General features: G+C 39.6%; 21 protein-coding genes. 16 read left to right on the top strand and 5 right to left on the bottom strand.

Annotated elements, in window-relative coordinates; all coding sequences use genetic code 11:
• Window positions 1-39: 39 nt before the first annotated feature.
• The 3 genes from mscL (at window position 40) to mnmA (ending at window position 3,135) form a co-directional block, all read left to right on the top strand.
• Window positions 40-525 carry a large conductance mechanosensitive channel protein MscL gene (gene mscL, locus BUA02_RS10845; RefSeq protein ID WP_072703939.1) on the top strand — a complete coding sequence of 162 codons (486 nt, stop codon included), beginning with the start codon at window positions 40-42 and terminating at the stop codon, window positions 523-525.
• A 71-nt stretch (window positions 526-596) separates the two neighbouring features.
• Window positions 597-2,051 carry a cobyric acid synthase gene (locus BUA02_RS10840; RefSeq protein ID WP_072703937.1) on the top strand — a complete coding sequence of 485 codons (1,455 nt, stop codon included), beginning with the start codon at window positions 597-599 and terminating at the stop codon, window positions 2,049-2,051.
• Between the two features lie 4 nt (window positions 2,052-2,055).
• Complete coding sequence (gene mnmA, locus BUA02_RS10835) at window positions 2,056-3,135, top strand: tRNA 2-thiouridine(34) synthase MnmA (RefSeq protein ID WP_072703934.1); 1,080 nt, start codon at window positions 2,056-2,058, stop codon at window positions 3,133-3,135.
• 240 nt (window positions 3,136-3,375) lie between these two features.
• Here the strand turns inward: mnmA and BUA02_RS10830 are convergent, their stop codons facing one another.
• Both BUA02_RS10830 and uxaC read right to left on the bottom strand, forming a co-directional pair.
• Entirely contained in the window at window positions 3,376-4,401 is a 1,026-nt protein-coding gene (locus BUA02_RS10830) for a LacI family DNA-binding transcriptional regulator (RefSeq protein ID WP_242946499.1), read from the bottom strand.
• Window positions 4,402-4,407: 6 nt separating this feature from the next.
• Window positions 4,408-5,826 carry a glucuronate isomerase gene (uxaC, locus tag BUA02_RS10825; RefSeq protein ID WP_072703931.1) on the bottom strand — a complete coding sequence of 473 codons (1,419 nt, stop codon included), beginning with the start codon at window positions 5,824-5,826 and terminating at the stop codon, window positions 4,408-4,410.
• A 188-nt stretch (window positions 5,827-6,014) separates the two neighbouring features.
• On the opposite strand from uxaC, the gene BUA02_RS10820 reads away from it, so the two are divergent.
• The 3 genes from BUA02_RS10820 to BUA02_RS10810 all read left to right on the top strand — a co-directional run bounded on the left by BUA02_RS10820 (window position 6,015) and on the right by BUA02_RS10810 (window position 9,344).
• Entirely contained in the window at window positions 6,015-7,517 is a 1,503-nt protein-coding gene (locus BUA02_RS10820) for a UxaA family hydrolase (protein ID WP_072703928.1), read from the top strand.
• A gap of 119 nt (window positions 7,518-7,636) precedes the next feature.
• Window positions 7,637-8,485, top strand: a complete 849-nt coding sequence (locus BUA02_RS10815; protein WP_330393341.1) for a sugar phosphate isomerase/epimerase family protein — start codon at window positions 7,637-7,639, stop codon at window positions 8,483-8,485.
• Window positions 8,486-8,570: 85 nt separating this feature from the next.
• Window positions 8,571-9,344 carry a hypothetical protein gene (locus BUA02_RS10810; protein WP_072703925.1) on the top strand — a complete coding sequence of 258 codons (774 nt, stop codon included), beginning with the start codon at window positions 8,571-8,573 and terminating at the stop codon, window positions 9,342-9,344.
• A gap of 39 nt (window positions 9,345-9,383) precedes the next feature.
• Here the strand turns inward: BUA02_RS10810 and BUA02_RS10805 are convergent, their stop codons facing one another.
• Entirely contained in the window at window positions 9,384-11,495 is a 2,112-nt protein-coding gene (locus BUA02_RS10805; protein ID WP_072703923.1) for a cyclic nucleotide-binding domain-containing protein, read from the bottom strand.
• Window positions 11,496-11,560: 65 nt separating this feature from the next.
• Entirely contained in the window at window positions 11,561-12,784 is a 1,224-nt protein-coding gene (locus tag BUA02_RS10800; RefSeq protein WP_072704019.1) for a nucleotidyltransferase, read from the bottom strand.
• Between the two features lie 127 nt (window positions 12,785-12,911).
• Here BUA02_RS10800 and BUA02_RS10795 point away from each other — a divergent pair, with 127 nt between their 5' ends.
• Window positions 12,912-14,108, top strand: a complete 1,197-nt coding sequence (locus BUA02_RS10795) for an acetate/propionate family kinase (protein WP_071175978.1) — start codon at window positions 12,912-12,914, stop codon at window positions 14,106-14,108.
• Between the two features lie 50 nt (window positions 14,109-14,158).
• On the opposite strand, the gene BUA02_RS10790 is transcribed toward BUA02_RS10795, so the two are convergent.
• On the bottom strand, window positions 14,159-15,538 hold the full coding sequence (locus tag BUA02_RS10790; protein ID WP_072703920.1) for a sensor domain-containing diguanylate cyclase: 1,380 nt from the start codon (window positions 15,536-15,538) through the stop codon (window positions 14,159-14,161).
• Window positions 15,539-15,768: 230 nt separating this feature from the next.
• On the opposite strand from BUA02_RS10790, the gene BUA02_RS10785 reads away from it, so the two are divergent.
• From BUA02_RS10785 to ftsY, 9 genes are all read left to right on the top strand, one after another.
• Window positions 15,769-16,629: an AraC family transcriptional regulator gene (locus BUA02_RS10785; RefSeq protein ID WP_072703917.1), complete on the top strand. Its 861-nt coding sequence runs from the start codon at window positions 15,769-15,771 to the stop codon at window positions 16,627-16,629.
• Window positions 16,630-16,665: 36 nt separating this feature from the next.
• Complete coding sequence (locus tag BUA02_RS10780) at window positions 16,666-17,784, top strand: SGNH/GDSL hydrolase family protein (protein ID WP_072703915.1); 1,119 nt, start codon at window positions 16,666-16,668, stop codon at window positions 17,782-17,784.
• Between the two features lie 17 nt (window positions 17,785-17,801).
• A complete protein-coding gene (locus BUA02_RS10775) occupies window positions 17,802-18,260 on the top strand; it encodes a PaaI family thioesterase (RefSeq protein ID WP_072703912.1) in 459 nt (152 codons plus the stop codon).
• Between the two features lie 125 nt (window positions 18,261-18,385).
• Complete coding sequence (gene rpmF / locus BUA02_RS10770) at window positions 18,386-18,568, top strand: 50S ribosomal protein L32 (protein ID WP_071175982.1); 183 nt, start codon at window positions 18,386-18,388, stop codon at window positions 18,566-18,568.
• Window positions 18,569-18,739: 171 nt separating this feature from the next.
• A complete protein-coding gene (gene plsX / locus BUA02_RS10765; protein ID WP_072703909.1) occupies window positions 18,740-19,750 on the top strand; it encodes a phosphate acyltransferase PlsX in 1,011 nt (336 codons plus the stop codon).
• 52 nt (window positions 19,751-19,802) lie between these two features.
• On the top strand, window positions 19,803-20,039 hold the full coding sequence (gene acpP, locus BUA02_RS10760; RefSeq protein ID WP_072703906.1) for an acyl carrier protein: 237 nt from the start codon (window positions 19,803-19,805) through the stop codon (window positions 20,037-20,039).
• A gap of 77 nt (window positions 20,040-20,116) precedes the next feature.
• Window positions 20,117-20,830 carry a ribonuclease III gene (gene rnc, locus BUA02_RS10755; RefSeq protein WP_072703903.1) on the top strand — a complete coding sequence of 238 codons (714 nt, stop codon included), beginning with the start codon at window positions 20,117-20,119 and terminating at the stop codon, window positions 20,828-20,830.
• Window positions 20,811-24,368 carry a chromosome segregation protein SMC gene (smc, locus tag BUA02_RS10750; protein WP_072703900.1) on the top strand — a complete coding sequence of 1,186 codons (3,558 nt, stop codon included), beginning with the start codon at window positions 20,811-20,813 and terminating at the stop codon, window positions 24,366-24,368. The genes rnc and smc overlap by 20 nt, the downstream gene beginning before the upstream one ends.
• A complete protein-coding gene (gene ftsY / locus BUA02_RS10745; protein WP_071175987.1) occupies window positions 24,368-25,297 on the top strand; it encodes a signal recognition particle-docking protein FtsY in 930 nt (309 codons plus the stop codon). Before smc ends, ftsY begins: the two co-directional genes overlap by 1 nt.
• Window positions 25,298-25,313 lie beyond the last annotated feature (16 nt).

Below are 25,313 nucleotides of genomic sequence, written 5' to 3'. Positions count from 1 at the left end.
AAGAACGTAAAATTTTATTTCAGTATAGGGAGAGCAGGTATGACAGAAAAGGTTAAAGAAGTAGCAGGCAAGGGAAAAGGCCTTGCTGGGGAATTTCGTGAGTTTATAATGCGTGGTAACGTGCTGGATATGGCTGTTGGTGTTATCATCGGCGGTGCATTCCAGAAGATTATCTCATCACTTGTAGATGATATTATCATGCCAGTTATCAGCCTTCTTACAGGCGGAATCGACTTTAACAACATGTTTGTAAGTCTTGATGGTTCAGAGTATGCAACACTTGAAGCTGCCAAGGAAGCAGGAGCTGCAACAATTAACTATGGAACTTTTATTACAGTTGTCATCAACTTTATCCTGATGGCTCTTGTGATCTTCTTTATCGTTAAGTTCATGAACAAGCTCAGCAATAAGCTTGCTAAGGAAAAGGCAGAGGCACCTGCAACAACCAAGATCTGCCCACGTTGTAAGAGCGAGATCAATATTGAAGCAACAAGATGCCCTCACTGCACATCTGAGCTTGACTAAGTTAGTAGTAGCAATATGTATGCGTATGCCCTTATACTTAATTGTATAAGGGCATTTTTGAGGTGAAGAATATGGCAAAGGTTATTATGGTTCAGGGCACAATGTCTGGTGCTGGAAAGAGTCTTTTAGTTGCAGGACTTTGCAGGATTTTTAGACAGGATGGATATAGGGCAGTTCCTTTCAAGTCCCAGAATATGGCACTTAACTCTTATATCACTGAGGAAGGGCTTGAAATTGGAAGAGCTCAGGTTATGCAGGCTGAATGCGCAGGAGTTAAGCCATCTGTTTATATGAATCCGATCTTATTAAAGCCATCAAGTGATGTGGGCTCTCAGGTTATTGTAAACGGCGTAGCCCGTGGCAATATGAAGGCCAGAGACTATTTTGCTTACAAAAAGACTTTAATTCCTGATATATTAAATGCCTTTCGTAAACTTTCAGAGGATGCTGATATCATTGTTATAGAAGGCGCTGGGAGTCCGGCTGAGATCAACCTTAGAGAAAATGATATTGTAAATATGGGAATGGCAGAGCTAGTTGATAGCTCGGTCCTCTTAGTTGGCGATATCGATAGAGGCGGCGTTTTTGCTCAGCTCTATGGAACTGTTGAACTGCTTGAAGCTTCAGAGAAGGCTAGGATTACTGGGCTTATCATTAACAAGTTCAGGGGAGACAAGTCTCTACTTGATAGCGGCATTGATTATATTACAGATAAGCTTGGTATTGAGACTGTAGGCGTTATTCCCTACATGAATATCAAGGTTGATGATGAGGATTCTCTGACTTCGCGATTTGATAATAAAAGAGCTTTAGATGGCGTTATAGATATTGCGGTTATAAGATATCCTAGAATATCGAATTTTACTGATCTTGGAGCTTTTGAGATGCAGGAGGGTGTAACTGTCAGGTACGTAGATAGCGTCTACGAACTTGGTGATCCTGACATGATCATCCTGCCAGGCAGCAAGAATACTATAGAGGACCTTAAATATATCAGAGAATCAGGTCTTGAAAGAGAGATAATAAGATTTTCTAAGACAAAGCCTGTCTTTGGTATCTGCGGCGGTCTTCAGATGCTTGGTAATTCTATTTCAGATGAAGACAAGGTGGAATCAGGTCTTTTGACACAAATAAGGGGAATGGGGCTTCTTGATATTGATACAAAGATGAGCTCTGTAAAGACAACTGTTCAAAGGGATGGCAGTATCTCTTTTCCTAAGGGATTATTTGAAAGTATCAAGGACAAAAAATATAAGGGATACGAGATACACATGGGACAGAGCGGTATTAAAGATGTAGTCATAAGTAACGGCGCCAATGTGTACGCCTCTTATGTTCACGGAATCTTTGATGAAGGCGGAATTGCGGCGGACATCTTGAAGATTCTTGGCAAAAAGAGTATAAGTTTATTGTCATATTCTGAGTTTAAAGAGTCTCAATATGATATACTAGCAGATACCATAAGAGCTAATATTGATATGGATACGATTTACGGCTCTTTAAAGGAAGTCAAGATAAAGGATTAAATTGATGAGTGAAAAGAAAAAAGCGCTTATTGCCATGAGCGGCGGAGTTGATAGCAGCGTAGCAGCTTATCTCATGACAAGCAAGGGGTATGATTGCATGGGATGTACCATGCGTCTATATGAAAATGATATGATAGGCGAGGATCTTTTTGGAACCTGCTGCAGTCTTAATGATACACAGGATGCCAGATCTGTCTGCGACAAGATCGGTATAGATTACAATATCTATCACTATGAGGCAGAGTTTAGAGATAAGGTCATTGAACCCTTTGTTTGTAGCTATGAGATGGGGGAGACGCCAAATCCATGTATCAGATGTAACAAATATCTTAAGTTTGATACTCTTTATCAAAAGGGAAGGGAAATGGGCTACGACGTGATCGTGACAGGTCACTATGCAAGGATAGAAGAACGGGGCGGACACTTTTATCTTCTGAAAGCTAAGAACCTTGCCAAGGATCAGAGCTACGTTCTATATGATCTTACGGAGGAGCAGCTTGCACACACAGCTTTCCCTCTTGGCGAATATACCAAGGATGAAGTTAGAGAGATTGCAGATTCTCAGGGATTTGTTACTTCCCACAAAAAAGAAAGCCAGGACATCTGTTTTGTACCTGACGGCGATTATGCTGGCATGATCAAACGCTACCGCGGAAAAGATTATCCAAAGGGTAATTTTGTAGACCGTGACGGGAACGTCCTTGGAACCCATGACGGCATCATCGGCTACACCATCGGTCAGCGCCGCGGTCTCGGTATTCCGGCAGAGAAGCGACTCTATGTCACTAAATTAGATGTTACAAACAATCAGGTAATATTAGGTGATAATGAAGATCTCTTTAAACGTGAACTCACTATTAGAGACTTCCACTGGATAACAGGAGATAAACCAACTTCAGAATTTAGATGTCTTGCCAAGATCCGTTATCGTCACAAAGAGCAGCCATGCACTGTTACACCAACTTCTGATGGTGGTGCGTTAGTTGTATTTGATGAGCCACAGCGTGCAGCTACACCTGGCCAATCAGCAGTCCTTTATGATGATGACATTGTCCTTGGCGGTGGCATTATCTCTAACTCATAATGCTTGATACATAACATATAATACTAACCCTCCTTAGCCTATCGGCTTCGGAGGGATTTTTAATGCCATTTCAAGCTATGAATTTTGGGGTTTGAACGATTTTCAAAAAAATGACATTTTCTTATGCTCATGAAATGAGCATTTAGAAAAGTTTCATTTTTTTGACGAGGGCAAACCCAAAATTTATTGCGGAAAAGGCATAAAAAATCCCCCAAGGCTTTAAGCCAAGGAGGATTGCCATTACAGTTTTGTTGAACCACGCTCTATGAGTTCACCAGAGAAGATGGTCTTCTGTGGAGTTTCGGTAGAGGTGAGAACTCCGATAAGTGTTTTGACAAGCTGCAAGCACATATCTTCTAAGCGGTTATCTATGGAAGAGATGGCCGGCTCAGAACAGTGAGCCAGGATTGAGTTATTGTAGCCTACGATCTGAAGGCTTTTTGGAACACTTATCTTGTTGGCACGAGCATATTTCATGGCACCAACAGCAAGGAAATCTTCGCTAGTTACGATAGCGTCGAACTCTATGCCTTTTTTGTTATGAAGATCATTTAGGAAGTTCTTTACTCCATCGATGTCTTCGTGATTTCCATGGAAGCACTGCAGCATTTCCTTTTTGAGTGGAATGTCTTTTGTTAAAAGAGCATTTTGGAAACCGGCAAGTTTTTTTAGTCCGCTGTAGGAGTTACTGTTATAAAGATATAATATCTTTTTGCATCCTGCGGCTATGAGCTTCTCAGTTGCATCTTGTGTGGCTTTGTAGTCATCACAGAGAGTGCAGTAAACATTTGGACAATCGTAATCAGCATTAAGGAGCATGATAGGTACAGATGCAGCAGCATCATTGACGTATTGGTTGTCCTCTGGATTATTCATGATAAAGTGTGAACCAACCATGACTACGCTATCTACGTGCTGTGATAACAGGAGATTCAAGGACTCTTTTCTTGATTCCATCTCATAGCCTGTACAGCATAGAACAGAGTGGTAGCCGTTTTCACGAAGGCTCTGCTCTATATAGTAGATAGCTTTGGCTAAATAAAGGTCCGATGCATCGGCGCAGAGGATTCCAATGGTCTTCATTGAGTTAAGACCAAGTCCTCTTGCAAATGCATTTGGCTTATAGCCATATTGTTCTATGATATCCATTACCTTTTTGCGGGTCCTGGGCTTTACATTGGCGCTTCCGTTTAAGACTCTTGAAACAGTAGCGATAGAAACCCCTGCCTTTTTGGAAATGTCATAAATAGTCATCTGGTTACTCATAAAATTTTATCTAACCTCTAAAGGAAATTTGAAATATCTTACTGCGTTGTTGTATGAAATATCAGCAGCGATCTTACCAAGTGTGTCGATTTCAGACTCTGGGAATTCGCCGTTTTCTACAAGACTTCCGAGGTAGTTGCAGAGGATTCTGCGGAAGTAGTCATGTCTTGTATAAGATGTGAAGCTTCTTGAGTCTGTAAGCATTCCTACGAAACCTGAGAGATTACCTGATTCAGCTACGCACTGAAGCTGTTCCTGCATACCAAGCTTGGTATCATTGAACCACCAAGCGCTTCCCTGCTGGATCTTGGCAACTGCTGGACCTTCGTTGAATGCATTAAGTGTTGTATTGATGATCTTGTTATCGTTAGGGTTAAGGCTATAAAGAATAGTCTTTGGAAGGCTTCCTGTTTTCTGAAGAGCATCAAGGAAGTCTGCAAGCTCACCCATAGGATAGTATGCTCCTATTGTATCATATCCTGTGTCAGGTCCAAGCTTTTCATACATAGCTGTGTTATTATCACGCTTGCAACCAAAGTGAAGCTGCATTACCCAGTCACGCTTAGCAATCTCGCCGCCTTCAAAGAGCATGAATGCTGTCTGGAATTTAAGGCTTTCTTCATAAGAAACAGTTTCACCTTTGATCCTCTTGGCAAAGATGGCTTCGATCTCATCATCAGTAGCAGGGCGGTACATAACGTACTCAAGAGCATGGTCTGTTACGTTGCAGCCCTTTGATCCAAAGTAATCAAGACGAACCTTGAGGGCTTCCTTAAGATCCTTGAAAGAAGAGATCTTAACACCGCTAACTTCTGATAGTTTACCAATATAATCTACAAAGTCAGGCTTTGTGATGTTCATTGCCTTATCAGGTCTCCAAGCTGGAAGAACCTTAACATCGAAAGATGTGTCAGCCTTGATCTTGTCATGCCACTCAAGTGTGTCGATAGGGTCATCAGTTGTGCAGATAAGTGTTACGTCTGACATTTTGATGAGCTTTCTTGCACCCATATCAGGAGCCTGAAGAACTTTGTTGCAAAGATCATAAACTTCTTCAGCAGTTTTTTCGTTTAAAACTCCGTCGTAGTTAAAGTACTTGCGAAGTTCGAGGTGTGCCCAGTGATAGAGTGGGTTACCAACAGCCTTACCAAGGCACTTAGCAAACATAAGGAACTTGTCCTTGTCAGAAGCATCGCCTGTGATGTACTTTTCATCAACACCAAATGCACGCATGAGACGCCACTTATAGTGATCGCCGCCAAGCCATACCTGGGTGATGGTTTCAAAGTGTCTGTCCTCAGCAATTTCCTTTGGACTGATGTGGCAGTGATAGTCGAGAATAGGCATATTCTCAGCGTAGTTGTGATAGATTGTCTTAGCTGCATCTGACTGCAGAAGAAAATCTGCATCCATAAATTTCTTCATTATGAACCCTCCAACAATATTGATTTTATTTGGCTTTACAAAAATGTAAGCATTTTCATGTTTTGTCCCCTAAATTATACAAAAGCCATTTTCTCTTTACAATAGTAAAAATTTGTTGACTCTAGGATTTAATGAATATATGATTTTAATGTAAACGCTTACATCAATTATGAGAAAGGCTTGGAATTATGAGTAGATTTTTACAGATACATCCAGAGGATAATGTTGTAGTTTGTCTTGAACCTATGACTAAGGGAGAAAAAATCTCACTTTCATCCGGGGAGGAAATTACTCTTTTAGAAGATGTTAATGCTGGCCACAAGGTTGCAATTAGGGACATTTCAGAAAATGAGAATGTCATCAAATATGGCTATGCGATTGGACATGCTACAAATGACATTAAGACTGGAAGCTGGGTTCATACTCATGATATCAAGACTAATCTTGATGGAATCTTAGAATATAGATATGAGCCTGATACGGAGGATATTTCAAAAAAGATCACTCGTATGGGGTCAAAGGAAAGTACCTTTGAAGGCTTCGTTAGAGCAAGTGGTAAGGTTGGTATCAGGAATGAGATCTGGATCATACCTACAGTTGGCTGTGTAAACAATATTGCAACAGCCCTTGCTAAGATAGCAAATACCTATGTTAAGGGTAGTGTTGATGAAGTTGTTGCTTTTACTCACAACTATGGATGCTCCCAGACAGGAGATGATCAGGAACACACAAGGACTATCCTTTCAGACCTGGTCAATCATCCAAACGCTGGCGGAGTGCTGGTTTTGGGACTTGGCTGTGAGAACAGCAATATTGATGTATTGAAACCTTACATTGGTGATGTTGATGGATCAAGGGTTAAGTTCCTTGTTTGCCAGGAATCTGATGATGAGATGAGTGAAGGTCTTGAACTATTAAAAGAGATCATAGATGTTGCATCAAAAGATGAAAGAGAGACAGTCAGTGCATCTAATCTGATAATTGGTCTTAAGTGCGGAGGAAGTGATGGATTTTCTGGTATAACAGCTAATCCTCTTGTAGGAAGAATCTCTGACAGGATCATTGAAAATGGTGGTACATCTATTCTTACAGAAGTGCCTGAGATGTTTGGTGCTGAGACTATCCTCATGAACAGATGCAAGGATGAAGCTACATTTAATGACACTGTGGATATGATAAACGGGTTTAAAGAGTATTTTACCAAGCAGGGAGAACCTATCTATGAGAACCCATCTCCAGGAAATAAGGCAGGTGGAATTACGACACTTGAAGATAAGTCTCTTGGATGTACTCAGAAATCTGGAGATTATCCTGTCATGAAGGTTTTAAAGTATGGAGAAAAGACCAATGAAAGAGGTTTAAATCTTTTATGCGCTCCGGGAAATGATCTTTGTGCAGCCACAGCTCTTGCATCTTCAGGAGCACAGATAGTTCTTTTCACGACAGGAAGAGGAACTCCATTTGCATGTCCCGTTCCTACCATGAAAATTGCAAGCAATAACATGATCGCAGATAAAAAGAGTAAATGGATCGATTTTAGAGCAGGACAGATCCTTGAAGGAAAAACCTTCGATGAATTAACAGACGAACTTTACAACAAAATTCTTAGAACAGCTTCCGGTGAAAAGCTAAAAAGCGAAATTGCCGGTTTCCACGATATGGCTATCTGGAAACGAGGAGTTACTTTATAAATAATAAGTAACATGTAAAGATAATCGATATTGATGTAAATATAGTAACTATTTTTGAATTATGAACTGGGCTATACTCTTCATGACGATTAATGAACGATTTTTGGAGGATATAGATTATGATGCAGATTGGTATCAGATTTCATGATACAGTTGAACTTCCTTTTGAAGAGAGACTTAAGGAGATAAAAAAGCAGGGATTTTCCTGTGTTCATATAGCTCTTTCCAAGGTTCCTGGCTTTACAGCTGAGCCTTCAGCACTTACTCCCGGATATGCTATGTATCTTAGGGATTCTTTTAGAAAGGCAGATCTTGATGTGGCAGTTCTTGGCTGCTATTTAAATCTTGCAACACCTGATCAGGAAGAGCTTAAAAAGACTCAGGAGAAGTACATGGCTCACATCCGTTTTGCAGCACTTATGGGATGTGGCATGGTTGGAACAGAAACAGGTGCTCCAAACGTTGACTATCACTATGATAAAGAAGCTTGTCATTCTAAAGAGGCTCTGGATACTTTTATCACTAATCTTAGACCAGTTGTAGAATATGCTGAGAAGATGGGTGTTATTGTGGCGATCGAGCCTGTCTACAGACATATCGTACATACTCCAGCAAGAGCTAGAGAGGTTCTTGATAGAATTGGTTCACCAAACCTTCAGATCATCTATGATCCTGTAAATCTTCTCTGGACTGACAACTACGACAGAAAGTACGAAGTCTTTGAAGAAGCTCATGAGCTTCTTGGCAAAGATATCTGCATGATCCACCTTAAGGACTGTATTCTTACAGACGAAGGTGTTGTAAGTATGGGATGTGGACTTGGAGAACTTGATTATTCGTCCATTGTTAAGTTTGCAATAGACAATAAGCCTTTTATTCAGGCTACTTTGGAAGATACCACTCCTGATGTTGCAGTATCATCTCGTGAGTGTATAGAAAAGGCTCAGAAAGAGTATCTAGATAGATAAAGTTTGATTTATCCCCTTATTTTTGGTAATATAGCTTGTGCGAAAAGCAGGATAATTATTCCATATTTTATAAGAGGAGAGTTTTATGAAGAAGAAATTTTTAGTAGCTATGCTTGCTATGATGATCATGGCTTCTAGCGTAGCATGTGGAAAAACAGACACAGATAAGGGACCTTTAAAGGCTGGCGAAGAGTCTTCAGAGGCTTCTTTTGAGATCAAAGAGGATAGCGCTGATGAGGCATCTTCAGAAGCTTCAGTTGAAGAGGCTGTAGAGGCTGCAAGCGAGGCTTCATCTGAGGAAGCTACAGAAGTTACAGCTGATGAGGCTGCTGGTTATGTTGATGGACAGGCTTATATCAATGAGAACTTCAATCTTAAGTTCAACATCGATAGCGATATGTCTTTTGCTGATGAGCAGGCAGTTGCAGATCTTAATAACGCAGCTGGCGATTTCACAAATGATACTATCAAGAAGTACGTTGACGAGGGTAAGGTTATGATCGTTGCTTATGCAACAGATGATACAATGCTTAAGTCATTCAATGTAGCACTTCAGTCAGTTGGTTCACTTGTTACAACTCTTGTTGATGAAGAGACAGTTCTTAATGCTTCAGCTGGTTCAGTTGTAGATCTTCTTACACAGCAGGGATTTGAGGATGTCACAACTGAGGTCGACAAGGTTCAGTTCATGGGCGAGGAGCATTCATCACTTCTTATTTCAGCTAAAATCCAGGGAATTGATTACTACGAGAGAGTATGTTGCCTTGTAGACAATGGATATGTAATGAGCCTTACAACAGGTGGTCTTACAAAGGATGATGTTACACATCTTTTTGAGAACGCTGAGAAGCTCAACTAATTTTATAGAATAATTTAGGCGGCCAATTGGCCGCCTTTTTTATTTGCTTAGATGTTCTAACTGTTTTGTGATCTGTTCTGGAACCTCGATTCCATCACGTTTAAGCTTACTTGCCATGTTCATAACAGGCTTTGCAATATTACCTATATGAGCCTGATAGTGATTTATCAGCTCAGTGTACTGAGGGTTGTCTGAGACTTTTTCTCTAAGCTCCTTTGCAAAAGGGCAGAAGGTGAAGAGAATCTCTCTTGCTACCTTATTTAGCCTTGGTGAACCGTTTGCTTCGAACTTGACGTAAGCAAGATAATCAGCAATAAACACGTTCTTATAGTTGTTAGAATATTTCTTAAGGTCAGTTTTCAACTTTTCCTTATTTTCTGTAGAAAGAGCTGAGTTCTTTTTGAAGAACTGCAGATAGTCACAGTACATGGAAGTAAGAGATGGATCAGTTACGTCGTTCCAGTGAACACCCTGTTCAGTCTTGCACATTTCCCATCTGAATTCGCCAAAAAGTCTTATCATACATTCTTCTGTATTTTCGGTGTTGAATATTGAAACCAGCATTCTTGCTTTTGTACTACGTTTTTTGCCTTCAATTTCCTGCCAAAGAGAAGCTCTGCTACCAACGTTTGGCATCAGGATCATGTATGGTGTGATATCTTCTGCGTAAAAGAGCTGTGTAACACCAATCTCAGGGTTTGAATAAACAGCCTGTCTGCAAAATACACCATAATCAACAGCTCTGATCTTAGCAAAATATTCATTGATCTTGCTGTAGGTAAGATAAGCCATATCAAGAGGTCTTAATACGTTCATCTCGTCAAATACAGGAACGAAAGAAGAAATTCTACCAAAGGTCATTCTGTTACCTAAAGAGAAGAGGTTGTGGATCTCAAAATCAAGTCTGCTCTTTGGGTCATTGACCATGGCATCAATCTGAGGCTGCTTTAAGTTACCGGTTGCTTTCTGTTCACGAAGATAACTTTCCCAGTCCTGGTCAAATTCATTTCTGGAAGGCTCAACCTCGAGATTATAGATCTTTTTGAGCCATTCATATAATGTGACTACATTGCCTTCTGGATCAGGCATGTAGGCTTTTGCCATATTGTAAAGAATCTGAGTGTTCTTTTCACCTGCAAGTTCTTCATCTACAAAGCCGAACATGAAGAACATCTTAACTTCCATAGGATAGTTGTCATCACTAAGACTTTTTATGAAAGCAGGTGTAAATACTTCATAGAAGGTATTTCCAAGATTTCGTCTAAGGGCTCTTGCCTCGTCCTCAGAATCATATCTGTTACTACTATGCTTGAACTGATTTATCTGTTCTTCGAATTTGGCTGCAATTTCGGGTGATACGCCGGAATAAGCAAGGATAGTGCTAAGTGCGTTAACAACTGTCACAACGCTTGAGCCTCCATCTGCATTCTTTTCCATATCGGAGAGCTTAGCATTTATCATCTTCATATTTGCAGTAAAGTTGGCAGTTTTCTTTTTTAGTGCTTTTCTATATTCGCCAAGTAGTTGGTTTTCCCTTGATATGTTGTCGTAGATATAAAATGTAGACATTACGATACCAGCTGCGATGTCGATATTGATCGAATATAATGACTTTTTGAGGATTGCCTCATTTTCTTTTAAGCTTCTGATGTAAGGAAAGGCCCACTCACCGATCTTTTCTGATTTTTCGGGTGGAATGATCTCATCAATCTCATTAAAGATCATTGGTGTTTCGCCGACTTTGATGCAAAGGCTAGGGTAGTCAGCATAATCAGCGATGATCTTCTCGTATTCAGAAAGAGCATCATCATATTCTTTTTCGTATACGTCGCAGCATTTAGAAGCAGTAGCAACAGACTGAGCTGCCAATATAGGAGCAATCTTAGGATTAGATCTTACGATAGGTGGAATGTCTGTTAAGGCATCAAATGGATATGAATAAACTGCAGAATCTTCAAGTGCTTCGTAAGAGTAAATATATTTTTTACCGGGTGATTCAACAATTCCAATAAAGCTTCCGACACTCATGGTAATGGAAGAGAATTGATCGTATATTCTGATACTTCCTTTTACAAGGATCTCGATGGTACCTACGGTATCCTCGCCTGCCTTGTGTATGATAGTGCCTTTTTCTATCTTCTCAAGTCCCATTTTTTCCTCCAAGTGTGTATAAAAGCATATATAATAATGTTATCACGTATAAAAATAGACTTCAATCAAAGAATTGTCGGTTGAAGTCTATATTCGTTTATGTTTTTGCCTTTGAATTCAAGGCTGTATAACTTATTTGCAAAAAGAGTTTCGTTAAGCAGCCTCATCTCCAAATCAGAAAGTTGGTCAGGGGCTTCTTTTAATTGAGTAAAGATCTTGATGTTTCCTATATTTTTTATCTCTTTTATGCAAGGAGATACTTCTTTTTTCATGCCAAGGATACGAGCGTAGCCTGTATAACCATCGGCTTTGTATTCATCCATATTTGAGGCCTTCATATCAAGTATGATGTGCATAAGACTTCTTGATATTCTTGAATAGGCCATATTCTTGGACTTACATTTGATGCAGAGCTCATCAAAGGACATGAGAGTCTCTGACGCATCTAATATCTTGTTTGATAATTCTTCGTTTATATCAAGATATTCCAAAAGCCCTTTTTCTCTGGATTGAAAAAGCTTGTAATACAAGAGATTTGTGAAGTTTTCTGTATTTCCGAATTGCCCATCGTAATCTATTATACTGTCAAAAGAGCTTACGGGAACCATCTTCTTTAATTCGTCTTGAACTATTTTATTATTCTCTGCAAGATATGAACGGATAGCGGTTGCGCTTGGCATATCAGACAGTTCTTTTGAATTATAATCAGAGCCTAAACGCTTTATGGAGTGAGGCTTTATTGAACTATTTAGCTTTTTAAGTGCCTTTAGATATTCAAGAGCAAGAATATTATTTGGGCTTGATAGAATATCTTTTACCCTGGGATCATCTGTGTGAAGTGCCTGTAATACAGCTTTCTCACGGGCAAGGGCAAAACTGTCTCCGCTTCTTAACTTGTCCTTTAGCATGTATTTAAAATCAGCAGGCTCATTTGCGAGAATATCTGCGATGTCTGACAGGAGAGATATGTCGTCACATTCACTTCCGAAAAAAAGATCATTTACGATACCTAGTCTATCAAGTATAGAAACAGCGCCCTGAGCAAAATACTCAGCGCTACCAAGACTATAATAAATTGGAAGTTCCAAAATCAGATCTGCTCCTGAATTAAGAGCAGCATTAGTTCTAGAAAACTTGTCTAAAAATGCAGGGGCGCCTCGTTGAACGAAATCACCACTCATTATTACAAGGAGATTATCTGCATTAGTTTCCTTTTTGGCTTTTTCCAATATGTATTTGTGACCGTTGTGAAACGGATTAAATTCTGCAATTACAGCTACAGTTTTCATCTGAATGTAAGCACTTTCAATAAAATACAATTTTTGTGCAACTTTTTCCTTGTTATAAAATAATACCTTGGTAAAATATATTAGTAAATATATATTAGATTTTATTTTAATTAGGAGAATCTTTAAAATGAAAATTTTGGTTATCAATTGTGGTAGTTCATCACTGAAGTTCCAGCTTATTGATTCAGACTCAGAGCAGGTAATCTGCAAGGGATTATGCGAGAGAATCGGAATTGACGGAAGCCAGATCAGTTATACACCTGCAGGCAAGGATAAAGTTACAGTAGTTACTCCTATGCCAGACCATAATAAAGCAATTGAGCTCGTTATCGAAGCTCTTACTAACAAGGACAATGGCGTTGTTTCTTCACTTTCAGAGATCGGTGCTGTTGGACATCGTATCGTTCATGGCGGCGAGAAGTTCACAAAGTCTGTTGTTATCACAGAAGAGGTTATTAAGGCCATTGAAGAGGTTTCAGATCTTGCACCACTTCATAATCCAGCAAACCTCATTGGTATCAGAGCTTGCCAGAAGGTTATGCCTGGTGTTCCTATGGTTGCAGTATTTGATACAGCATTCCATCAGACAATGCCTCAGGATGCATATCTTTACGGACTTCCATATTCATACTATGAAAAGTACGGCATCAGAAGATACGGCTTCCACGGAACAAGCCATTCATATGTTTCTAAGAGAGCTGTTGAACTCCTTGGAAAAGATGCGAAGGATCTTAAACTCATCGTTTGTCACCTTGGAAATGGAGCTTCAATTTCAGCTGTTGACGGTGGTAAGTGCGTAGATACATCAATGGGACTTACTCCACTTGAGGGTCTTATCATGGGAACAAGATCAGGTGATATCGATCCTTCAGTAGTAGAGTTCATCATGAAGAAAGAGAATTCTACAGTTGCTGATGTTACTAACCTTCTTAACAAGAAGTCTGGTGTATTTGGTCTTTCTGATGATCTTTCATCTGATTTCAGAGATCTGGAGGAAGGTTACAATAACGGACATGCTGGAGCAAGAAGAGCAGTTGATGCTTTTGTATACAGAGTAGTTAAGTACATTGGCTCATATACAGCTGCTATGGGCGGCGTTGATGCTATCTGCTTCACTGCTGGTGTTGGTGAGAACAGCGGATTTGTTCGTAAGCTCATCTGTGATAGACTTGGATTCATTGGTGCCAAGATCGATGTAGAGGCCAACAAGGTTCGCGGCGAGGAGAAGACAATCTCTACTCCAGATAGTAAGGTTACTCTTTTAGTTGTTCCTACAAATGAAGAGCTTGCAATTGCACGTGATACAGTTGCTCTTTGCAAATAATCTTTTAAACTGATAAAAGTCAATCGCATCATTTTGATGCGATTGACTTTTTATTTTCTTGCCTTTAATTCGGGGTGCTCTTTATAAAACTGCTCTTTATTTTTGTACATCTCGACATCTGCATAATGCATAGCTAGTCTGATGTCTCCACCAGTTGGCGTATAGTATTTACCTATTGCACAAGGGATGTCTGATGGATAGGTGGTTTTTTCTTTTATACTATTTATCTTATCGTTAAAATCTTTTTCTGAATTATTATGACAAATAACACTGAATTCATCACCACCTGCTCGGTATATCTCGTCCTTTGAAAACACTTCTTTTAGGGCTTGAGCTGTAGCCCATAGCATGTGGTCACCTGCTTCATGACCATAGTCATCATTCCTTCTTTTTAATCCGTTTAGATCTACAAATGCTACTCCAAATGGTTTAGAGGAGAGCTCTTTATCTGCAACAAAATCATCAACTCTGAGGTTCATCGCGTTTCTATTAAATACACCTGTTAGCATATCTGTTTTACTAACAAATTCTAATTTTTCCATGAGATTATGGCTGTTAAGTTCTGCCGCCAAAAAAAATGAAGTAAGTTCAATTAACTCTTTCACTTCTGGAGTTCTATTAGTATCAAAATTTACTACATAGAGATAACCAATTGGATATTTGTTGTGATAAAGAGGAACAAAACATAGCGAATTTACATTTGCTCCTTTTAGGGAATCGGCCCAATCTTTATTTCTTTTTGATAATTCTTCCATGTCAGCTTCATTTTGAATTACAAGACAATTTGTACCTGATACAGTTTTTTTCCATGACATTACTACTTCATATGGAATAGCACTAATCAGTTTCTTAGCTTCTTCATCATTTCGGCCGATGTTTTTTCCACTTATGTAGGATACAGTTTTAGTTTCTTCATCGACGCTTAGAAGTATGGCTGAAAGAGCACCACTTTTTTGAGCTAGTTCTTCTATTACAGAATCAGCTGCTTCTTTAAAACTGTTAGACGTTCTAAAAAGAGCACAACTTTTTAAAACAGAATTAGCAGTACTTATATTTACATTTCCTAATTTTTCAGGTGTTGCGTTTTCAGTGAATGAATACGAAAACATGCAAAAGCCAATATTTTCATTATCTGAGACAAGGGGAGTATAGAATTGCTCCATCCATATACCCATGCTGACAATTTCAACATAAGCATGCATTTGTTTATGCTCAAACGCGGAAATATAGGAGAAGGTTTCAAAATTTCTTTCCTTTGGAACAAGCTCACTATAAATGATACCATCATAATAGTGGGGAGGATTGTTGGCTTTGTATATATCGTTTGCATAAGCAATTCGAATATCACCCATGTTGTTATCTTGTTTTTTTTCAATACTTAAGATGCAGGCGGGCATTGGGATAGATTTTATGAATTCTGAATAATTCATGGTATCACCTTTAATATTTGACTAATTTATAAACTTCGCTTTTATTTTAACGGATAAAAGTGAAAGTGACGTTAAAATGATATGAAATTATTCTTAATATGTAAATAATTGTTCAATTCTTATATTTTCTTAAAAAGCGCACGAATAATATAAAAAACTTGAAAATAGTGAAGCATTACTATAACATAATGGTATTATATTTTAGATTATATTGAAATAAAGAGGTAGTAATGAGAGAACTAAATTCGTGCAAGGACGCTATGGCGGCAAGTATTGAAAATAAGTATTTCAGTATTGCCCACTTGTATAAGGATGAGAAGGCCATGGAGATGCATATCCATGACTGCTATGAAGTCTATTTTTCAATTTCCGGAGGCAAACAGTTTCTTATCGATAATAAGATCTATGATATTGCGCCAGGAGATCTTTTCCTGATCAATCAGTATGATTCCCATTATCTGACTCAGATAGATCAAGAACTTCACGAGAGGATCGTCATCATGATAGACCCTGACTTTATGCGGAGTATATCGTCTAATGAGACCAATCTTGATGCGTGTTTCCAAAAAAGAACGGAGGAGTTTTCCCACAAGATAAGTCTTACTTCTGAACAGCAGAGTAGATTTCTTTATTTTGTAAATAAGATCCTTTCAAGTAATGATTATGGCCATGATCTGCTTGAAAAGGCTACTTTTACTGAGCTTTTTGTTATGATCAACCAGATCATCAATAATAAGCTTAGTGATAATGTGCCTAACAAGGTTTCTACCTATAATGATCAGGTCGATGCCATACTTTCATATCTTAACAATAATATTCAGTATCCGATCAGTATAGGGGATCTTTCCAAGCAGTTCTTTATCAGCGAATCTTACATTTGCAGATTGTTTAAGTCTGCAACTGGTACTACAATCAATAAGTATATGACTGCCAGGAGAATTTCTATTGCTAAATCTCTTTTAGCAGAAGGTATTGGTGTCAGTGAAGTCTGCGAAAGATGCGGATTTAGTGATTACAGCAATTTCCTTAAGTCATTCACCAAGTCTGTGGGCATTTCTCCAAAGAAATACTCTCAGAATTGCAACAGATGATAAGAGGTACTTATACTAAACAACAAGGGGGCTAACATGGCAGAATTAAGATTTGTACCTATCAGTGAAGTTGAGAATATCAATATTTTTGGAAGACTAGGAAAGGTGAGAGATCCGCTTCCTCTTTTGTTCAATGGTAGCGCAGTAGAGGTTGTTGTTACAGGTTCTGATCTTTGGATCGATTTTGAAACTGACAATGATTTCCATGAACCATGGGTTGCCTATGAGCTCAACGGCGCTTTCATGGGTAGACAGATGGTCCTTGCTGGAGAGCACAGCATTTGTCTTTTTAGAAATATGAATCCTGATACTCCTAAAAGAGTTAGATTCTATAGAGAACTTCAGGCCATGAGCGAGGATGACAAGTGCAAGGTGCTTGTTAAGGGCTTTAGACTTGACGGCGAGTTTATGGAAGTTCCTAAGTATGATCTTAAGATTGAATTTATCGGAGACAGTATCACATCTGGCGAGGGCAGCTACGGAGCAGTCACTGATGTAGACTGGCTTGCAATGTACATGAGCGCTTCTGTCAACTATGCTACAATGACAGCTAAGGCCTTAAATGCTGACTACCACATTGTTTCTCAGGGAGGCTGGGGAGTTTTCTGCGGCTGGGATAATGATGTAAGACATAACATTCCTTCAATATATGAAAAGGTTTGTGGCCTTGCTATGGGACCTTCTAATGAGGCTCTTGGAACACAGGATCCTTACGATTTTGACAGCTGGCAGCCTGATGTTATCGTAGTTAACCTTGGAACAAATGATGCTTCAGCCTTTGAACAGCCGCCTCTTTATATTGAAGAGCTTGGAGCTACGTTCAAGCAGCGCAAGAATGAAGATGGTTCTTATAATAGAGAAGATGAGCTTAAGGTTGTCAATGCAGCAATTTCTTTCCTTGAGATGCTTAGAAAACATAATCATCATGCTCATATTATCTGGGCTTACGGAATGCTTGGAAGCAATCTTAATCTGACACTTACAGAGGCAATTAACAAATATAGAGAAAAGAGCGGAGATAACAACGTATCTTTCTTCCAGCTTCCAAATACCACAATGAGAACCTTTGGCGCACATATGCATCCTGGAGCGCAAGCACATCTTGAAGCCAGCAAAGTTCTCGCGGATTATATAAAAGAAATAATTAATCTTTAATTGGAGTTAATTTAGTAATGAGAAAAGCAAGAAATGAAAAAGAAAATGCCATTAGAGAAAAGCTTATAGCTGAGCTTTATGGCAACAAGTACAACCAGTTTATTGGTTTTGAGATCCTTGAACTTAGTAGTACCTATAGTAAGTCCAGGATCAAATGCGATGAGAGGCTTCACAACAGCTATGGAAGTATCCACGGCGGAGCACTTCTTTCATTTGTAGATGCCATGGCCGGGGCAACAGGAAGTATGAGTGGAAGATATGTGACAACAGTTTCTGCCAATCTTAATTTTCTTTTGCCTGCAGTTAATACAGAATATATTTATTGTGAGTGCATGAAGCTAAAGACCGGCAAACATATTCTTGTATTTGATATCAGAGTCACTGATGATAGTGGAAATCTCCTTGATAGCGGTGAGTTTTCATTTTTTGCAAGCAAGGTAAATGTTCTTGAAGACAATCTTAAAATTGGTCAATAAAAAAACTGTTGACAAATAGTAGTCTCATGGGTATACTACATAGGTATGCTAATGAATAAACGTAAACAATTGCCTTAAAACATAGGCAGTTTCTTATACGGTTACTGTAAGGAGGTGTTACTCAAATGTCAATCTGCCCAAAGAATAAGTCATCAAAAGGCCACAGAGACCAGAGAAGAGCTAACTGGAAAATGACAGCTCCAACTCTTGTTAAGTGCAGTCATTGTGGAGCTCTTATGCAGCCACATATGGCATGCAAGAAGTGCGGCTATTATAACAAGAAGAGCATTGTAGAAGTTGAGGCTTAATTAGTTTTTGTTTCACCTTATATGTTCCGATTTATAAGGCTTTCCGATTTGATTCGGAGAGCCTTTTGTTATGCTTAAAATCCCCCAAATATTGCTTTTTTATTCTATTGATTTTTGGTTTTTAACCTAGTATATTAGAATAAGTCAAAAATCAGACAGGGGGATGCGTACATGTCAGAGCTTGTAAGAGTTGCTGTTGATGCAATGGGTGGAGACAATGCTCCATTTGTCACAGTAAAAGGAGCTGTTGATGCTGTCAGTGAGTCAGCTAATCTTAAGGTTTTCCTTGTTGGTCAGAAGGAAGTTGTTGAGAAGGAACTCTCAGCATATCAGTATGACAAGGAAAAAATCGAGATTGTTGATGCTACTGAGGTTATAGAGATGGCTGAGCCACCAGTAATGGCCATCAGAAAAAAGAAAGACTCATCCATCGTTAAGGCTATGTACATGGTCAATCATGGTGAGGCAGATGCTTATGTTTCAGCTGGTAGTACCGGCGCTACACTTGTAGGTGGACAGGTTATCGTAGGCAGATTAAAGGGTGTAGACAGAGCACCACTTGCTCCACTTATTCCTACGGAGAAGGGAAGCTCACTACTTATAGATTGCGGCGCAAATGTTGATGCCAGATCCAATCATCTTGTTCAGTTTGCCAAGATGGGAACTGTATACATGGAGAATATCATGGGCATCAAGAATCCAACAGTTGCTATCGTCAACATTGGTGCTGAGGAAGAGAAGGGTAACGCTCTTGTTAAGGAGACATTCCCGCTTCTTAAAAATTGTCCGGATATTAACTTTATTGGAAGCATCGAGGCTAGAGATATTCCAGCTGGTTTCGCGGACGTTATCGTATGCGAGGCTTTCACTGGTAACGTTATTCTCAAGATGTACGAGGGCGTTGCCAAGTCACTTATGCATGTTATCAAGAAGAGTCTTATGAGTAGTCTCAAGACCAAGATTGGTGCACTTCTTATTAAGGATGATCTCAAAAAGTCACTTTCAAACTATAGCATGGATCAGTACGGCGGAGCCCCTATGCTGGGACTAAAAGGTCTTGTAGTTAAGACTCACGGAAGTGCTAACGCAGTTGAGGTCAAGAATTCAATTCTTCAGTGCGTAACCTTCACTGAGCAAAAAATCAGCGAGAAAATTAGTGCAAAGATTTCGCAAGAAAACTAAGGCATTGATTATATTTTTATTATATTTTTGACAGTAAGAGAGGTCGATTATTATGGAATTCGAAAAGATGAAAGAAGTTATTGCAAATGTTTTAAATGTTGATCCTGAGGAGATCACAATGGAGACAACATTTACTGAGGATCTTGGTGCTGATTCACTTGATCTTTTCCAGATCATCATGGGTCTTGAAGATGAGTTTGACGTTCAGATTGATCCTGAGAAGACAGAAAACATCACAACTGTTGGCGAGGCTGTAGAGCTTCTTAAGACAGCACTTTCAGATAAATAATTTTTATTCGGATTTGATAATGCATTTTGGATGAGGCAGAATAAAAGCTGCCTCATTTCCATTTAAAAGAGGTAATTATGCTAACAGCAGCAGATATTGAAAGTTTTGAAAAAGCAATCGGATATACATTTAAGGATAAGGCACTTATTACACAGGCTTTTACCCACAGTTCTTTTGTTAATGAGCAAAAGATCAACAAAAAGCCTGACTACGAAAGACTTGAATTCCTTGGAGATGCAGTTCTTGAGATGATTTCAAGTGCATTTCTCTTTAGAAAATATCCTCAGAAAAAGGAAGGCGAACTTTCCAAGATCAGAGCATCACTTGTTTGTGAGCCTGCACTTGCTTTTGCTTCTGAGAAACTTAACATCAAGAAATATATGCAGCTTGGTAAGGGCGAAGAGGCCACAGGAGGCAGGAATAAAGAGTCTATCATAGCAGATATGATGGAAGCTGTTATAGGAGCTCTTTTCCTGGATGGCGGAATCGAAGAGTCCAAGCGCTTTATTGATACATATGTGCTTACAAACGTTGAGAGTATGCAGATGTTCAGTGATAGCAAATCTATACTTCAGGAGATTGCCCAGGGGCAAAATTTGGGAGCTGTCAGATATGAAATATGTGGCGAAAGTGGTCCTGAACATGATAAAATATTTGATGTCCGCGTTTTTGTTGGAGATAAGAATTTGGGAGAGGGGTCAGGAAAAACCAAAAAAGCTGCCGAGCAAAAGGCTGCTTATGAGGCGCTTCTTGTATTAAAGAAAAAGAACAATGTATTTAAAGAGCATTGAGATTCATGGCTTTAAGTCATTTGCTAATAAAATAAAATTTGATTTTCACAACGGTATCACTGGTATTGTAGGACCTAACGGCTCAGGTAAGAGTAATGTTGCCGATGCTGTCAGATGGGTCCTTGGTGAGCAACGTATCAAACAGCTGCGTGGAGGATCCATGCAGGATGTTATCTTTTCGGGAACTGAGCTTCGTAAGCCTTTGGGCTACGCTTATGTTGCCATCACTTTGGATAATTCAGATCATTCACTTGCAATCGATTATGATGAAGTAACTGTCTCCAGACGTCTCTATCGTTCTGGAGAGAGTGAATATATGATCAACGGTTCAGCATGTCGTCTCAAGGACGTCAACGAGCTCTTTATGGATACCGGTATCGGTAAAGAGGGCTATTCTATCATCGGACAGGGCCAGATTGACCAGATCCTTTCCAGTAAGCCTGAGGATAGACGTAATCTTTTTGATGAGGCTGCTGGTATCGTTAAATTTAAGTCCCGCAAGGAGACTGCTATCAAGAAGCTTGAAGAGGAAAAGATCAACCTCACAAGACTTAGTGATATCTTATCAGAGCTTGAAAAACAGATCGGACCTTTGGAGAAGCAGTCAGAGGTTGCCAAGGAATATCTTAAGTTGAGGGAACGGCTCAAGACTTTGGATGTTAATATGTTCCTTGTTGAAAACAAGAATCAGAAGGAACAGCTTGATGCAGCTGAGAAAAACCTTGAAATTGCTAATGGTTCACTTGCTGAGGCAAAAGATAATTACGAAAATGCCAAGGTTAGCTATGAGGAAATCCAGAAAGAACTTGAAACCCTCGATAGAGAGATCGATGAAGCAAGAGCAAAGATCACAGATTCTTCTGTAAAAAGAGAGAAGCTTGAAGGACAGATCGGTATCTTAAACGAGAAGATCAAGGCAGCTTCTACAAATGATGCTCATTACAAGACCCGTATCGAAGATGAGCAGGCTAAGATTGCTGATAAGAATAAAGAAAAAGAAAAGTATAAGGCAGAAAAAGATGTTATAGATTCAGAAGCTGAGAAGCTTTCTGAAAGCAGAAATGAAGCTAGAAAGGAGCTCGATAGGGTACTTACACAGATCTCTAATATCAATGACGAGATCGAGGAGTGCAAGAGTACTATTATTGAGACTCTTAATAATAGAGCTACTATTAAATCCAAGCTTTCATCCCTTGATACTATGAAGGAGCAGGTCAACATCAGAAAGGCTGAGCTTACTGGTAAGCTCGTTAGAGCACAGTCTGATGAGTCCAAGCAGCAGGAGACTATTCAGAAACTCAAGGATGAATTTGACAGGATCACAGCTGAGATCTCTGAGATGAACAAGAAGCAGAAAGAGACGGACCAGGAGATTGTTTCTATCAGAGAGAGCATGACACAGAAGGATGCTGAGCTTCGTAAGACTCAAGGGCTTTATCAGCAGGAAAAATCAAGACTTGAAGCTCTTGCTAACCTTACTGAGAGATATGAAGGTTACGGCGGCTCTGTTAAGAAGGTTATGGAAAGAAAGGATGATACTAAAGGTATCATCGGTGTTGTAGCTGATATCATCAAGACACAGCCAAAGTATGAGACAGCTATCGAGGTTGCTCTTGGCGGTAATATCCAGAACATCGTTACTGACGATGAAGAAACGGCCAAGAAGATGATCAGATATCTGAAGGATACAAAGGCAGGTAGAGCTACATTCCTTCCTCTTACATCACTCGAAAATCCTCCTGAACTCAAGGCAAAAGAGGCACTTAACGAGCCTGGTGTTTTAGGAATGGCTGATGAGCTTGTAGATACTGATCCTAAGTACAGATCTGTTGCTAAGGCTATGCTTGGCAGGATCGTTGCTGTAGACAACGTAGATAATGCGGTCAAGATCGCAAGAAAATATAATTATACTGTTCGTATGGTTACCCTTGAGGGTGAACTTCTTGTTCCTGGTGGCGCTATCAGTGGTGGTGCTTTCAAGAATAACAGCAATCTCCTTGGAAGACGTCGTGAGATGGATGACATGGAGAAGAATGTCAAGAAGTACAAGGAACAGATGGATACTCTCCAGAAAGAAATCGAGGAAGCCAAGGCTAAGAGAAATGAACTCAGAACTCTTTCTGAAGAACTTAGAACAGAACTTCAGGGCAAGTTCATCGAGCAGAATACTGCAAGACTTAATGTTCAGAATGAGGAAGAGAGACAGAAGGAACAGAAGGCTGGCTATAGCGACCTCAAGGCTGAGAATGATGAGATAGAGAACAAGATCGAAGAGATCGCCAGAGAAAAAGAAGCGGCTGAGTCAGCTCTTTTATCATCTGAAAATACTGAAAAGCTCTGCACAGAGAAGGTTGAAAAGTTCCAGAAGGAACTTGAAGGGCTCCACCAGATCGAAGAAGCTGAGAACGAAAAGGTTTCTAAGTGGGATATTGAGTACGAGAAGATTGCTCAGAAACAGGAATTCCAGCAGCAGAATATCGACCGTGTAGATGCTGATATTGAAACTGAAGAGAAGGCTCTTTTAGAGATTCAGGAAGCTATGGCTGAGAATGCTGCAGCACTTGAACAGAACAAACATGATATCGAAGAGATCAAGCTTACTATTGAGGCTTCAGCAGATGTCCAGTCTGGTGCTACCAAGGAACTTGATGAAAAGAAGGAGAGGAAGCTTGCTCTTTCTGAGTCACAGAAGGAATTCTTTGGTAAGACAGAAGAACTTAACAAGCAGATGTCTGACCTTGAGAAGGAAGTAATAAGACTTACTTCTAAAAAGGAAAAGTGTCAGGAATCTATTGAGTCACATATTAACTACATGTGGAATGAGTATGAGATTACTCTATCTGATGCAGCTGAGCTAAGAGATGAAGAGATGACTGATGTTCCTGCTATGAGAAAAGAAACTAATTCTCTTAAGGACTCCATCAGAAAGCTTGGCGATGTAAACGTCAACGCCATCGAGGATTATAAGAACCTCATGGAGAGATACACATTCATGAAGACTCAGCATGATGACCTTATTGAGGCTGAAAGACAGCTCAAAGAGATCATCAAAGAGCTTGATGAGTCAATGCGTAAGCAGTTTATTGAACAGTTCAGACTTATTAACAATGAGTTTGATAAGGTGTTTAAAGAGATGTTTGGAGGCGGTAAGGGTAGCCTTGAACTTGCTGAGGACGAGGATGTCCTTGAGGCAGGAATCAGGATCAATGCTCAGCCACCAGGAAAGAAGCTTGTTAATATGATGCAGATGTCCGGTGGTGAGAAGGCACTTACAGCTATTGCGCTTCTTTTTGCTATCCAGAATCTTAAGCCTTCACCATTCTGTCTTCTTGATGAGATTGAGGCGGCGCTTGATGAAAACAACGTAGTACGTTTTGCCAAGTATCTGCATAAGCTTTCAAGTACACAGTTTATTGTAATCACCCACAGGCGTGGTACAATGGAAAGTGCTGACAGACTTTACGGTATCACTATGCAGGAGAAGGGTGTATCTACTCTTGTTAGTGTCAACCTTATTGATAAGGAGCTTACGAATTAATGGCTAATAATTTTTTTAGTAGATTACAGGAGGGCCTGTCAAAGACAAGAGATAATATTACAAAAGGCTTTGACAATGTATTTAGTGGTTTTTCAAGTATCGATGAGGACTTCTACGAAGAGCTTGAAGAGATCCTGATCATGGGTGATATTGGCGTCAATGCCACCAGCAGGATAATGGATCAGCTCAGAGAAGAGGTCAAGAAGCAAAAGATTAATAATCCTAATGATTGTAGGGAACTGCTTATTTCTATTATCAGACAGCAGATGAAGACTGACGAGCATGCCTATGATTTTGAGGATAAGAAGACAGTTATATTTGTTATCGGTGTAAATGGAGTTGGCAAGACAACATCGGTTGGTAAGCTTGCATCTATTTACAAAAACAGGGGCAAAAAAGTTCTGATTGCTGCGGCTGATACATATAGAGCAGCTGCAACAGAGCAGCTCAGAGAGTGGGCTAACAGAGCTGATGTACCTCTTATTGCGGGCAAAGAAGGTGCTGACCCTGCCAGCGTTATCTATGACGCGGTAGGTGCATATAAGGCAAGAGGCTGTGATATCCTTATTGTTGATACTGCCGGCAGACTCCATAACAAAAAGAATCTTATGGAAGAGCTTGCCAAGATGAACAGGATCATTGATAAGGAGCTTTCTGATATCTGCAGAGAGAACTTTATCGTTCTTGATGGAACAACTGGTCAGAATGCTATCATTCAGGCTAGAGAGTTTGGAGAAGTTGCAGATCTGACAGGTATCATCCTAACTAAACTTGATGGAACAGCAAAGGGCGGAATTGCAGTAGCAATCGTATCAGAGCTTAATATTCCTGTTAAGTTTATTGGAGTTGGTGAAGGAATCGATGATCTTCAGAGATTCAACTCTGATGAATTTGTTACAGCACTCACTGAATTTGACAAAAAAGACTAAAAAGCGAGGAGACTTG

This window comes from Butyrivibrio hungatei DSM 14810, assembly GCF_900143205.1.
Classification (GTDB): domain Bacteria; phylum Bacillota; class Clostridia; order Lachnospirales; family Lachnospiraceae; genus Butyrivibrio; species Butyrivibrio hungatei.
This window is presented reverse-complemented; position numbering and strand designations above follow the sequence as displayed.

Bases quoted from the DNA above. Each gene is read 5' to 3' on its own strand.
- BUA02_RS10790 (WP_072703920.1), bottom strand. From the start codon at position 15,538: ATGAATTATTCAGAATTCATAAAATCTATCCCAATGCCCGCCTGCATC.
- BUA02_RS10800 (WP_072704019.1), bottom strand. From the start codon at position 12,784: ATGAAAACTGTAGCTGTAATTGCAGAATTTAATCCGTTTCACAACGGT.
- BUA02_RS10820 (WP_072703928.1), top strand. From the start codon at position 6,015: ATGAGTAGATTTTTACAGATACATCCAGAGGATAATGTTGTAGTTTGT.
- plsX (WP_072703909.1), top strand. From the start codon at position 18,740: ATGTCAGAGCTTGTAAGAGTTGCTGTTGATGCAATGGGTGGAGACAAT.
- rpmF (WP_071175982.1), top strand. From the start codon at position 18,386: ATGTCAATCTGCCCAAAGAATAAGTCATCAAAAGGCCACAGAGACCAG.
- BUA02_RS10785 (WP_072703917.1), top strand. From the start codon at position 15,769: ATGAGAGAACTAAATTCGTGCAAGGACGCTATGGCGGCAAGTATTGAA.
- mscL (WP_072703939.1), top strand. From the start codon at position 40: ATGACAGAAAAGGTTAAAGAAGTAGCAGGCAAGGGAAAAGGCCTTGCT.
- BUA02_RS10840 (WP_072703937.1), top strand. From the start codon at position 597: ATGGCAAAGGTTATTATGGTTCAGGGCACAATGTCTGGTGCTGGAAAG.
- BUA02_RS10795 (WP_071175978.1), top strand. From the start codon at position 12,912: ATGAAAATTTTGGTTATCAATTGTGGTAGTTCATCACTGAAGTTCCAG.
- BUA02_RS10775 (WP_072703912.1), top strand. From the start codon at position 17,802: ATGAGAAAAGCAAGAAATGAAAAAGAAAATGCCATTAGAGAAAAGCTT.
- BUA02_RS10780 (WP_072703915.1), top strand. From the start codon at position 16,666: ATGGCAGAATTAAGATTTGTACCTATCAGTGAAGTTGAGAATATCAAT.
- acpP (WP_072703906.1), top strand. From the start codon at position 19,803: ATGGAATTCGAAAAGATGAAAGAAGTTATTGCAAATGTTTTAAATGTT.
- mnmA (WP_072703934.1), top strand. From the start codon at position 2,056: ATGAGTGAAAAGAAAAAAGCGCTTATTGCCATGAGCGGCGGAGTTGAT.
- rnc (WP_072703903.1), top strand. From the start codon at position 20,117: ATGCTAACAGCAGCAGATATTGAAAGTTTTGAAAAAGCAATCGGATAT.
- BUA02_RS10830 (WP_242946499.1), bottom strand. From the start codon at position 4,401: ATGAGTAACCAGATGACTATTTATGACATTTCCAAAAAGGCAGGGGTT.
- BUA02_RS10815 (WP_330393341.1), top strand. From the start codon at position 7,637: ATGATGCAGATTGGTATCAGATTTCATGATACAGTTGAACTTCCTTTT.
- uxaC (WP_072703931.1), bottom strand. From the start codon at position 5,826: ATGAAGAAATTTATGGATGCAGATTTTCTTCTGCAGTCAGATGCAGCT.
- BUA02_RS10805 (WP_072703923.1), bottom strand. From the start codon at position 11,495: ATGGGACTTGAGAAGATAGAAAAAGGCACTATCATACACAAGGCAGGC.
- BUA02_RS10810 (WP_072703925.1), top strand. From the start codon at position 8,571: ATGAAGAAGAAATTTTTAGTAGCTATGCTTGCTATGATGATCATGGCT.
- smc (WP_072703900.1), top strand. From the start codon at position 20,811: ATGTATTTAAAGAGCATTGAGATTCATGGCTTTAAGTCATTTGCTAAT.
- ftsY (WP_071175987.1), top strand. From the start codon at position 24,368: ATGGCTAATAATTTTTTTAGTAGATTACAGGAGGGCCTGTCAAAGACA.